The organism is Psychrobacter pasteurii, from assembly GCF_900162815.1.
GTDB classification, from domain to species: Bacteria; Pseudomonadota; Gammaproteobacteria; order Pseudomonadales; family Moraxellaceae; genus Psychrobacter; species Psychrobacter pasteurii.
This window is the reverse complement of sequence record NZ_FUGD01000027.1, coordinates 1-11,848: the sequence shown is the minus strand read 5'-3', so window position 1 is coordinate 11,848 and position 11,848 is coordinate 1. Positions and strand designations below refer to the sequence as shown.

At 43.3% G+C, this 11,848-nt stretch carries 13 protein-coding genes; 10 read left to right on the top strand and 3 right to left on the bottom strand.

Annotation, left to right across the window (positions count from 1 at the left end; genetic code table 11):
• The 8 genes from A1232T_RS00570 to A1232T_RS00530 all read left to right on the top strand — a co-directional run.
• Window positions 1-259 (top strand): zinc ribbon domain-containing protein (locus A1232T_RS00570; RefSeq protein WP_077447546.1); only part of this gene is annotated, 259 nt, incomplete at its 5' end.
• A 597-nt stretch (window positions 260-856) separates the two neighbouring features.
• Window positions 857-2,146: a molybdopterin molybdotransferase MoeA gene (locus A1232T_RS00560; protein WP_077447544.1), complete on the top strand. Its 1,290-nt coding sequence runs from the start codon at window positions 857-859 to the stop codon at window positions 2,144-2,146.
• A gap of 641 nt (window positions 2,147-2,787) precedes the next feature.
• On the top strand, window positions 2,788-3,759 hold the full coding sequence (moaA, locus tag A1232T_RS00555; protein WP_077447548.1) for a GTP 3',8-cyclase MoaA: 972 nt from the start codon (window positions 2,788-2,790) through the stop codon (window positions 3,757-3,759).
• Between the two features lie 64 nt (window positions 3,760-3,823).
• Entirely contained in the window at window positions 3,824-4,351 is a 528-nt protein-coding gene (moaB, locus tag A1232T_RS00550; RefSeq protein WP_077447543.1) for a molybdenum cofactor biosynthesis protein B, read from the top strand.
• A gap of 4 nt (window positions 4,352-4,355) precedes the next feature.
• On the top strand, window positions 4,356-5,060 hold the full coding sequence (gene mobA / locus A1232T_RS00545) for a molybdenum cofactor guanylyltransferase (RefSeq protein ID WP_077447542.1): 705 nt from the start codon (window positions 4,356-4,358) through the stop codon (window positions 5,058-5,060).
• Window positions 5,061-5,158: 98 nt separating this feature from the next.
• The gene (moaC, locus tag A1232T_RS00540; protein ID WP_077447541.1) at window positions 5,159-5,686 is read left to right on the top strand and encodes a cyclic pyranopterin monophosphate synthase MoaC; all 528 of its coding nucleotides are present in this window, start codon (window positions 5,159-5,161) and stop codon (window positions 5,684-5,686) included.
• Window positions 5,687-5,761: 75 nt separating this feature from the next.
• Window positions 5,762-6,004, top strand: a complete 243-nt coding sequence (gene moaD, locus A1232T_RS00535; protein ID WP_077447540.1) for a molybdopterin converting factor subunit 1 — start codon at window positions 5,762-5,764, stop codon at window positions 6,002-6,004.
• Window positions 6,005-6,056: 52 nt separating this feature from the next.
• Entirely contained in the window at window positions 6,057-6,572 is a 516-nt protein-coding gene (locus A1232T_RS00530; protein ID WP_244152316.1) for a molybdenum cofactor biosynthesis protein MoaE, read from the top strand.
• A 190-nt stretch (window positions 6,573-6,762) separates the two neighbouring features.
• Here the strand turns inward: A1232T_RS00530 and modB are convergent, their stop codons facing one another.
• The 3 genes from modB to A1232T_RS00515 form a co-directional block, all read right to left on the bottom strand.
• Window positions 6,763-7,509: a molybdate ABC transporter permease subunit gene (gene modB / locus A1232T_RS00525; protein WP_077447539.1), complete on the bottom strand. Its 747-nt coding sequence runs from the start codon at window positions 7,507-7,509 to the stop codon at window positions 6,763-6,765.
• A 178-nt stretch (window positions 7,510-7,687) separates the two neighbouring features.
• On the bottom strand, window positions 7,688-8,611 hold the full coding sequence (gene modA / locus A1232T_RS00520) for a molybdate ABC transporter substrate-binding protein (RefSeq protein WP_077447538.1): 924 nt from the start codon (window positions 8,609-8,611) through the stop codon (window positions 7,688-7,690).
• Between the two features lie 222 nt (window positions 8,612-8,833).
• Window positions 8,834-10,030, bottom strand: a complete 1,197-nt coding sequence (locus A1232T_RS00515; RefSeq protein ID WP_077447537.1) for an amino acid aminotransferase — start codon at window positions 10,028-10,030, stop codon at window positions 8,834-8,836.
• A gap of 188 nt (window positions 10,031-10,218) precedes the next feature.
• Between A1232T_RS00515 and A1232T_RS00510 the strand changes: the two genes are divergently transcribed.
• Both A1232T_RS00510 and A1232T_RS00505 read left to right on the top strand, forming a co-directional pair.
• Window positions 10,219-11,622: a Na+/H+ antiporter NhaC family protein gene (locus A1232T_RS00510; RefSeq protein ID WP_077447536.1), complete on the top strand. Its 1,404-nt coding sequence runs from the start codon at window positions 10,219-10,221 to the stop codon at window positions 11,620-11,622.
• Window positions 11,623-11,752: 130 nt separating this feature from the next.
• A partial coding sequence (locus A1232T_RS00505; RefSeq protein ID WP_167367015.1) for a helix-turn-helix domain-containing protein occupies window positions 11,753-11,848 on the top strand: 96 nt, incomplete at its 3' end.

Here is an 11,848-nt window from a genome sequence, read left to right as displayed (position 1 = left end):
TGAACTTAAACGACAACTGGAATATAAATGCAAGCATGCAGGTTGTCAGTTTGAGATCGTAAATGAAAGTTACACTACCCAGACCTGCTCGTGCTGCCACAAGATAAGTGACAGTAGTCCGAAAGGTAGAGCAGGTTTGCGAATAAGAGGATGGAGGTGTGCTGAGTGTGGCACATGGCATGATAGAGATATCAATGCTGCTAAGAACATCCTTGCGGTCGGGCTTGACCGTCTAGCGGTAGGAATTCCCTCGGTTTAGCGAGGGGAGGAAGTCAAGCGGCTGTCGTGTTTTGTCAATACTACTAGTTTCAAGCATACAAATAGGTAGGTTGACCTAATAATACTAATTTTAGGATCGTCGGAGTGAGTAGCTAGAAGTGCAACTAATGGTCTATCTACGATGTTCTTTAGTTTTAGTTGCTCTAAAGGAGTATTTTGAGAGTGAGTTGATTGTGCTATAAAGGTACTATTATGTATGAGGAAGATTTAACCATGATGTAACTGCCTCTTTCTCGACTTTAAATTCTTTACATGAAAGCGGAAATATCCGATGTAAATTGTACAGCTCTCTAATCAAAGGCTGAGCTTCATTTGGATCTGCTTTTAGAGTAAACTCATCGTTAAGCCAACGCGTGATTAGCTCTGTATTAGTCTTCACATCATATTCCATAGCTAGTATTAGTAAATTTATTAGGGATATCTTAAACATTAGCTTAATTTGTCTGATGCATCCACTGGGGCTTTATTTAAATTGCGTTTTTAACAAAATTAAACAAAAGCGTAGGTTTACGTTATCCTTACGAGAGTAATTGGTTTGCCAATCAAATTTCATATTAACAAAAAAAAGAGCAATTTTATGATTACTATTGAAGCATTAAAGGGCGCTATTACCGAGCGTATCACGGCTTATAATGAACAAGATTTACCGTTTGCTAAGCGTGCCACAGAAACTCGGGATTTATTGGCCAGTCAAAATCATATTCTAGCCACCAACATTGTCTCGCCCTTTGATGTACCCCGCCAAAACCTATCGGCGATGGATGGTTATGGCATTGCTAAGGGCAGCATACTTGATCAAGGCACAAGCATCGACATTGTTGGGGAATCGCAGGCTGGCTCGCCGTTTAGCGGCAAACTACAACCAGGTCAAGGGGTGCGTATCTTTACTGGGGCTGTGGTACCTAGTGACTGTGATACGGTGGTAATGCAGGAAAATACCAATTTTGCGGACATCAAAGATAGCATTGATAAATCGCAGACTTACGCTATTGAGCTGACTCAAGCTGCCAAAGTTGACAGCAATATTCGTAAGCAGGGTGAAGAGATTGAAGAAGATGAGGTGGTGTTGGAAGCTGGCAAACGCCTAAACCCTGCCGACATTAGTTTACTGGCAAACTTGGGGGTCGCTAAAGTTGAGGTCTATAAGCCAATTACTGTGGGGATCTTAGCCACAGGAGATGAGTTAGTGGCGGTGGGTGAGCCGTTACAAACACTGGCACAGATTTATAACTCCAACACGCCTACCTTAAAGAGCATGTTTACCCAGCTTCCGGTAGTGATTCAGGACTACGGCATTATTCCCGATCATTTGGAGTTGACCAAAAAGGCCGTGCGCAGTGCGATGCAGGAGTGTGATGTGCTGATCTCTACCGCTGGGGTTTCGGTGGGTGATTATGACTTTTTGACCACAGTGATTGAAGAGCTAGGTCAAATCAATCACTATAAAGTGGCGATGAAGCCGGGCAAACCCTTTGTGTTTGGCGAGTTGACCGAAAGCCTAGACGTACCGGTGTTGTACTTTGGTCTACCGGGCAACCCCTTATCCTCTGTAGTGGGCAGTTTACAGTTTATTATTCCTGCTTTGTGGCGCTTATCAGGCATTAATGAGGCAGAGATTCCTAAGTCGTTAACACTGACCGCGAGTCTGGTCAATGATGTCAAAAAGTCACCAGGCCGAGCTGATTTTCAGCGCGCTATTTTTAGCCAAAATGCAGCGGGGGAGTATGTGGTAAGTACCGCCGGCAAGCAAGACTCGCACCGTATTAAGCAGTTAAGCTTGGCCAATTGTTTGATTGTATTACCAAAAGACTCCGGCAATCTGGTTGCAGGGGACAAGGTAACGATACAGCTCTTTCCTTGGTATTAACGGTTGTTGATTGTTAACGTGATCGCTTGGTCAATCATTAAGTAAGCTATTGGGTATTAGTTAATTGGTAATAACCAATAGCAACCAACTTATCTATAGACGACAAACGGCCAGTCATCTGCCTAAATAGTCTTGATAAAGACCACAAACCATATACTACTAAAGAGGTAGATGACCTAGCGCAGGGCCCTCTTTAGGGTGGGTATCTATTGCTCCGCAACCTGTTATAATATCTATTAACTAACCCCCCCCCTTCATAGAAGATCCATCCACAACCTGAGGCAACGCTTAGAGCACATTAACTATCAATGACTACGGTACCCAATATGACCCTTCTTAATTCCAACCTAGGGAGAGCTAGGCTCTATACTCCTTCCCACAATTCAGTTAGGTATGCAGGTACTCTGATGTCATCCGCTAATACAGCTTCTGTGATGGGTACTTCTGTGAGTCGTTTTTTGTTGCCCTTTGATTTAAAACAGGCTGACTTTGAGTCACCTTTTATCAAGATTGCTCACAATCAAGCTTTCTATAACAATCCATCTAATAAGTTAGTCATTGCTAAATCTGCCAAAGGTTTAGTGTCAGGTTATTCGTCAATTGCTAGCAATGCTGTCAGCCAAAGTGATGAGGGTGATGGTATGTTGACCGATGGATTCTCGCGTCGTTTAACCTATTTACGTTTATCGATTACCGATTTTTGTAATTTTCGCTGTGGTTATTGTCTACCCAATGGCTATCAAGGCAAGCGTCCAGATAATGAATTAAGTCTGCAAGAAATTGACGTACTGATTAAAGCCTTCTCTCAAGTAGGCACAAAAAAGGTACGTTTAACCGGTGGTGAGCCCTCCATCCGTAAGGATGTGACCCAAATTATCGAGCAAGTAAAAGCCACACCAGGTATCGAAACGGTAGCGATGACCAGCAATGGTTATAAACTTGGTAAACACTTGGCCAATTGGCAGAAAGCTGGACTTGATCAGTTAAATATTAGTCTTGATAGTTTTGATGCGCCGACCTTTCATAAGATGACTGGCTTTAATATGTTGCCGCAGTTGCTTGCCGATATAGATATGCTGTTAGTGACCACAGATATTAAGCTCAAACTCAACGGTATCTTAATGGAAGACACTGCTTATGACAGCTTGATTGCCGCTTTAGACTTTGTGAAGACGCGCCCGGTAACCTATCGCTTTATTGAGTTTATGCAGACCACGGACAACCGGGATTTATTCTTTGCTCAGCATGCCCAATCAGCCCTTATTACTGATTATCTATTAAAAAATGGCTGGCAAGCGCACAATCGCGGTCAAAACGATGGCCCAGCCATAGAGTATAGCCACCCCGATTATGTAGGCCGTATTGGAATGATTGCCCCGTATGCGCCACACTTTTGTGACAGCTGTAACCGACTGCGTGTCAGTAGCCTCGGCAAGGTGCATTTATGCTTGTTTGATCAGGGTAACTACGATATCCGGGACTATTTACAGCAGCAAGATGTGGCCGGCCTAGTCCAAAAACTACATGAATTTATGCCGATAAAACCTGAACACCATCATCTAGCCGAATCCAACAGCGGCATTATGCATAATTTGTCTATGATTGGCGGTTAGTCGGCTGTATTAAACAGTATCTTCAATTTCTTAAGTTGTTATCTCTGTTATTTAAGGCGCTTTTATGTCAAAAGAAAAAGTATTTACTCCGTTAAATGTAGCGGTATTAACCGTATCTGATAGCCGTACCTTGGAACAAGACACTTCAGGTCAGTACTTGGCAGACTCACTACAAGAAGCGGGTCACCAATTGGCCGATCGTCAATTAATCACCGATGATATTTACAAAATTCGTGCGGTCATTAGTGGCTGGATTGCTGACCCTGAAGTACATGCAGTGATTACTACAGGCGGTACGGGCTTTTATATCCGTGACAGCATGCCTGAGGCAGTAAGTGTGCTATTTGATAAAAAAATAAACGGCTTTGGTGAAATGTTCCGCTTAATCTCCAAAGATGAAATTGGCATGTCGACTATTCAATCGCGAGCTATTGCCGGTATGGCCAACAATACTGTGATTTTCTGTCTGCCAGGCTCATCAGGCGCTTGCCGCACCGGTTGGACTAAGATTATCAAAGAGCAATTAGACAGCCGCACGGGACCTTGTAACTTTGTGCCGCATTTAATGCGTGTCAATCCAGGTCACGACTAATTAAATGGCGGAAGCACTTTCACGCAGGCTTGAAGCAAAGTCTTTAGCTGGGGTGCTTATCCTAGCAGGCGGTTTATCCACTCGTATGGGTTCGCCCAAAGCACTGTTGAAACTGCCCTCTGGTGAAACCCTGCTAGATTATCATGTGCGCAGTGCTGCTCAGCTTGGTGTACCAATTTTAATTGCTGATAACGGACAGGGGTTCGCCACTCAAGTTAAGACTGTGGGTGGTTCTATCAGATATATTCAGGATTACCAGCCGCACAGTAGCAATACTGAATTTGACAGTAAACATTCAGCAGGACCGCTTGGTGCAATCTTGGCTGGCATGCAGAGGTTATTGGCAGGTAATGAGTCACAATGGCTATTGGTGGTTAGCTGCGATAGTTTGGTTAATAGTCTTGATATTTGGCAGTTTTTGGCTGAAGAGAAAGCTCAAAGTTTGCCAAACAGGGCTACGGTAGCTAATAAGTCTCACGTAAAGCCACAAATGTACTGTTTGGCCGATAACGAGCGAGGCTATCCGCTGTTGGCCTTGTATCAGTTACAACTAGCTGAGCCATTAAAAGCTTATTTGGATAGCGGGGAGCGACGAGTCATGCGTTTTATCAGCCCTATTAACCAGTCAGTCCCTATGCCGCAAGACTGGTACATGCTTTCTAATTTAAATACCCCAGAGCAGTTTCAAATAGCCTGTCAGCAGTTATAAATATACTTAGTCCTGTTATCCAAACTAGCCAAATATATTCAAATTAGAAAAATAAAGCTTAAACCAGTTAAGCCCAAAATTTTAGGTCAAAACTCATTATGCCAATTCCAAACTCTGATCAAAACACACCAGACTTAGTTTCTCAATCCCATAAACTGTCGCACTTAGATGCTGATGGCGACATTCATATGGTGGATGTGGGACATAAGACAGTTACTACCCGTGAAGCTGTGGCTCAAGGCTATGTGGTTTTCCCAAAAGATATCTATTCTGAAATTAAAGCGGCCGATGGCATGACCAAAAAGGGAAGCATCACTCAGACCGCGCACATTGCTGGGATTATGGCCGCTAAACGTACCCATGATCTAATTCCTTTGTGCCACCCATTGCCGTTAGACAAAATAGGTCTAAGCTTTAGCTATGAAGACGAGGCGTGCGCCATTAAAGTCACTTCAACAGTGCGAGTCACTCATAAAACTGGGGTTGAGATGGAAGCGCTAACCGCAGTAAGCGTGGCGTGCTTGACCATTTATGACATGACCAAGGCGTTATCACACGACATTATTATTGATGATATACGCTTGGTGACTAAGACCGGCGGTAAGTCAGATTATCAAAATCCGTAATCAGAGTAACTAACCTTTTATTCTTATTCTTTGGTTGACCCCATCTACTAAACAATAGAGACAGTCGAGAAAATTATGCGTATTACCGTTTTGTACTTTGCCAGTTTGGCAGATAAGGCCCAACAAGGGCAACAGCAGCTTGATTTAGCAGACAATCTAAGCTTATCTGAGCTATACGCTCAACTAAAGCAGCAGCATGGCTTTGAGTTAGACACTGCAAAGGTGAGAGTGGCGATTAACGATGAGTTTGCCAATTGGGATGATGCGATTAATGACGGCGACACCATTGCCTTTATTCCGCCTGTGGCTGGTGGTTAAGTGTTAGTAGCTTTTAGACAGCTATTTAGATAACTATTTGTTGGAGTAACACATGGACAGTCAAACGGCTTTGGACATCACCAATCAGCCGCATCAGCAGGCAAGCACCATCTCGCACACTGCAGAAGAAGTGTATCATATAGCACAGAGTCAAGGCTTTGCTTTGCTAGATGAGGCCATTGATGATCAGCGTCTAAAAGACTTTTTGCAAGATGAGCAGTGCGGTGCCTTAGCCACTTTTGAGGGCTGGGTGCGCAACCATAATAACGATAGCCGTGTGACCAGCCTGACTTATTATGGTTATGAGAAATTAGCGATTAACCAAGGCAAACAGATTATCGAAGAAGCCAAGCGTTTATTTGATATCGAAAACGCGGTAGCGATTCACCGTATTGGTGCGCTAGAAATTGGTGATATGGCAGTGTGGGTCGGGGTGTCCTCTAAGCACCGTTATCCAGCTTTTGATGCCTGCAAATGGATATTAGACACCATTAAGGCCGATATTCCGGTATGGAAGCAAGAGTTTTACCAAGATGAGTCTTCTAAGTGGCTAAGTAACAACGGTTAAATGGTAATGGTTAAGTAGCAGGGGGTTAAGTGACCGTTGTTAAGTGCAAGTTAGCTAGTTAGAAAAGTGCTAAGTTACAAAGACTCTTCTTCAATCCAATAATTAAAAAAATCCGGCTTACGCTGGATTTTTTTATGGGTTATTGTTTTATGTAGTAGCTGTTTTTATGTCTTAAAGACAATAAGCTAAGCTATCTTTTGGACCTAGGTTTGGAGCGAGTTGTCTTGGTAAACGATCCTTCATTAACCTGACGATTAATACTGGCAATCAGGCCTACTAGCACGATACCCAGTAGCACCAATAGCAGCGACATGGTATGCGCCATTTCATAATTTAAAGCTTCGACTTGCTCATAGATGGCAATGGAGATGACTTTGGTTTCTCCTGCGATACTACCACCAATCATCAGCACCACCCCGAACTCGCCAATGGTATGTGCAAAGCTAATCAGACTACCTAGGATAATGCCGGTTTTTGCTTGTGGTAGGGCTACAGCGGTAAAACGGCGCAATCGGCTTGGTTCTAGCAGTAGTGCCATATCATTGACACTTTTTGGAATACGTAAAAACTGGGCATACACCGGTTGCACATAAAAGGGCAGCGAATAAATAATGGACCCCAGCACCAACCCTTCAAAGGTAAAAGCCAAAGCTCCGATGTCATGTGCCATCAGCCATTTACCAAGCGCAAAATTGGGACTAAGCAGCAAGAGTAGATAAAATCCAAGTACTGTTGGTGGTAATACTAACGGCATCGCAATCACGCCCATCAGCATGATTTTAATACGGGCAATGAGATTGCTAGTGGAAGGTTTGGCCAGCCAGTAGGCGATAGGGGTGGCAAATACTAGCAAGCACAAGGTGGTAATAGAGGCCAGCTTGATACTCAGCCACAGCGGTAGCAACATGTCAGACAGGTTAGGGGTAAGAAGCGACATAGAAGGGTTAATACCAAAGGGCTGATAGCAGTGAGTGATAAGTTGAGATCGTTTTATTAACTATTAAGCATAGCCCTATTATAACGTTTTACTAAGACTTTATCTGACTGCTCATATCGCAATAGTTATTATCCTCAAACTAAACTCCATTAACTTCATCCAAAATTTTAAACCCACACTAAGGCTTAGCAATCGGTAGATACCCTGCGTCAGCAAAGAGCTTCTGTGCTGATTCAGACTGTAGGTATTGACTAAAGTCCGTGGCTTTAGGGTGCTCACTGACCACAATGCCATCTTGTAATATCGCAGGATAGCTTTCAGGTTGTAGGACTAAGTATTTTGACGGTTCAACTTTAGCGCTGATTAATTGTGATAATGCCACAAAACCATAATCAGTAGTGGCTGTGTGGGCATATTGAAAAGCTTGACCAATGTTTTCGGCTTGGATTAGTCGTTTGCTGTCATTTAATTCATAATAAATGCCTTGCTGCTGCAAAAAGGCTTTGGCTGATGCGCCATAGGGAGCCAGTTCTGGATTGGCTAAGGTTATTTTTACGGTGTTGCCACTCGCGTTAGGTTGAGTAATAAATAGCTGCTGCAGGCTAGTTTTGTCTAAAGTCTTGATTGAGCTTAAGTCTTGGTTACTGCTATATAAGGCCAATTGACCACGGGCATAGGTAAAAGGAGCTTGAACAGGAGATTTAGTATTGGCTTGCTGCTGAGCATATTTAGCAGGAAACGCTTGATCAGCGGATAAAAAAAGATCGTAGGGAGCACCAGAGTTAATTTGAGCAAATAGTTTACCTGATGAGGCGTAGGTGACTTCAATTTTTGGCTTTGGATTATCTGTATTCTGACTGTCTTTATTTTGGCCGTCTTTGTGATAAATTACTTCGGCTTGATAGGCCTCAATCACTGTCGGCAATACTCCAGCTAAGTTAGCTGCTGCTGCGATACGTAATACTTTATCCGATTCAGAATTACTGTTGTTGGCATTAGTATCGGATACAGTATCAGTTTTTGTTGTGTTATCAGTACTAGAGCAGCTGGCCAATACCAGTAAGGCAGGCAGGCTAACGATCAACTTTAGATAAGGGGTCATAGACAACCTATATTTATCTATCAACAGAGGGTAATTCTATATTTTGCCTGAAATCTCAGGGCTTAGGTATAAGTCTTTCGGGTAGGTTGACGTAGATAGGGCAGTAAATAGTAGCTATCGGATTAGCAGTATAAATAGCTAAGAACATTAAAAAGCTGAACAAACAAAAAGCCGAGCAACAGCTCAGCTTTTTGGTAATTAAAATTTAGACTTGATTAGCAATTAGTCTTTTAAAACTTCCGCCATAGCATTGGCTACATAGTCAATGTTGCTGCTATTTAGACCGGCCACACACATACGTGAGTTTGACACCATGTAGATACCAAACTCAGTTTTTAGGCGTTCTACTTGCTCAGGGGTTAAACCTGTGAAGCTGAACATACCGTTTTGAGTGGTTAGGTAATCGAAGTTACGGCCAGGTACTTTAGATTCAAGCACAGACTTTAGCTTCAAGCGCATGGCTTTGATGCGGTCACGCATGGCATAAACTTCGCTAACCCACTGTTCATGAAGCTCATCATCATTCATCACGATGTCTACTACGCGGCCACCATGTGATGGTGGGCTTGAGTAGATACGGCGTACGGTGAACTTAAGCTGACCAAATACGCGGTCTGCTTCTTCCTCTGTTGGACAAACCACAGATAGACCACCAACACGCTCACCATAAAGCGATAAGTTTTTCGAGAATGAGTTGCTGACAAATAAAGGCAGACCCATATCAACGGCTTTACGAATGGCATAAGCATCGCTGTCCATGTCTTCGCCGAAGCCTTGGTAAGCGATGTCCATGAATGGGATTAGCTCACGCTCTTTAACCACTTGTAGTAGCTCATCCCACTGGGCTTGAGTTAAATCCACGCCAGTTGGGTTGTGGCAGCAAGGGTGTAATAGCACCACGTCATTTTTATTTAGGGTTTTGAAGAAGGCGATAAGCTCGTCAAATTTTACAGAACCCGTGGCTTTGTCATAGTAAGGGTATTTACCCACTTCCATGCCGCTGCCTTCAAAGATAGCAATGTGGTTGCCCCAAGTTGGGTCACTCACGTAGCATTTGGCTTGTGGGAACCATTTGCTGATAAAGTCAGCGCCTACTTTTAGGGCACCAGAGCCACCGATAGTAGCGACAGTTGCTACACGGTTTTGTTGTAATACAGGGGCGTCTTTGCCAAATAATAGGTTCTGACAGCCTTTACGATGACCAGGTAAGCCTTCCATAGGTAGGTAAGGGCGGGCAGCGAAAGGATCTGCGATGCGCTGTTCGGCGGTCTTCACACACTCAAGTACCGGCAATACGCCATCTTCATCATAATAAACGCCAACGCCAAGGTTTACTTTATTAGGATTGGTATCATTCGCAAATTCAACCATCAGTCCTAAGATTGGGTCACCAGCATAGAATTCGACACGTTCAAACATTTTATTTCCTTAAAGAAGGGGGTGGGTCAAGCAGTTATTTAGAATAAACCAGATTTACAGTGAACTCAATGCTAGATTGTAGTACAACTCAATGTTTTAACCGCTTTGACGGCCAAAACTTATCTAAAATGTAAAAAAATTGTTATCATGGTCCGATTATTTATCCTGACCACAAAAACGGATGACCTATGTCGACTGATTCTCCCACTCACTCCTCGCAACTTGATCCCAAACTCGCTTTTTTTATGGCCGGTATCGTGCTACTGATTATGGGCGTAACCATGATCAGCTTTGGCTGGGTACCGCACCTATCTTTGCTATTGGCGATTTTCTTTTTGTTATTGATGGGGATGATGCGAGGATTAAGCTTTAATCATTTGCAGTCTGAAATGGCGGCTGGGGTGGTCAGTGGCAGCGGTGCAATCTACTTGTTCTTCTTTATTGGCTTAATGGTCGCGGCATTGATGATGTCGGGCGCTATTCCTACTTTAATGTACTTTGGCTTTGAGCTGATATCACCACGATTTTATTACATTTCGGCTTTTGTGCTCACTTCTATTATAGGTATTGCTTTAGGCAGTAGTTTGACCACAGTGGCTACCCTAGGCGTGGCGTTTATTGGTATGAGTAATGCCTTTGATGCCAATGTGGCGATTGCGGCAGGGGCGGTGGTCTCTGGTGCTTTCTTCGGCGATAAAATGTCACCGTTATCGGATACGGGAACCATTGCTTCTTCGGTCGTGGGTATTGATCTGTTTGAGCACTTACGCAATATGATGTATACCACGGTGCCGGCTTGGATTATCACTGTGCTGCTATTTTGGATGTTGTCTGGTGAGACTCATGCTGGGAATTTATACCAAGTAACGGTGTTGCAAGGGCAACTGATTGAAAGTGGCTTGGTATACAACTATGCAGTATTACCCTTTATAGTGTTGGTAGTATTGGCTTTGCTACGAGTGAATGCCATTTATACCATTATATGTACCATTATCAGTGCGTTGATTATTACTTATACCCATAGCTCGCCAAGTATTGAGCAATTAGGTGGTTATCTGTTTGCTGGATACGCTCCAGCTGAGGACTTAAAGTTGGGTGAAGTGGGCGGTATGCTGTCGCGTGGCGGTATTCAAAGTATGTTCTTTACTCAGACCATTGTGATCTTGGCATTAAGTTTGGGTGGGTTATTAAAAACCTTGGGTGTTTTGCCGGCGTTATTGGCCGGCATGCGTGATAAGTTAACCACGGCAGGGCAGGCCATTTTTGCAGCGGCTATGTCCGCTTTAAGTATCAACGTGCTTATTGGCGAGCAGTATTTGAGTATTTTATTATCAGGTACAGCATTTCGACCTACCTTTGAGAGCTTAAGCCTACATCCTAAAAACTTATCACGGACTATTGAAGATGCGGGTACAGTGATTAACCCCTTGGTACCTTGGAGTGTGTGCGGGGTGTTCATTAGCCAGGCTTTGGAAGTTCCAGTATTAGAGTATCTACCGTACGCTTTCTTCTGTTATTTATCGTTGCTGTTGACTGTGTTTTTTGGGTTTAGTGGGCTTACCATCCAAAAAGTAAAAAAAAGCGCTGCTTGAAGTGAAAGTAAAGGTAGGTTTAGCTTATTTCATATATTATTCATTGTAACAAAAGCTCTTAAGCGCTAGCTTCTAGCCCATAATTAAACTTATAATATTGAACAGAAATTTAATAATAAAGACTTTATTTATGAAGATTAACAAGGCGTACAAATATAGGCTTGAGCCTAATGCGGAGCAAGAGGTTATTTTAAATAATCTTGTGGGCTGCGCACGCTTTGTTTGG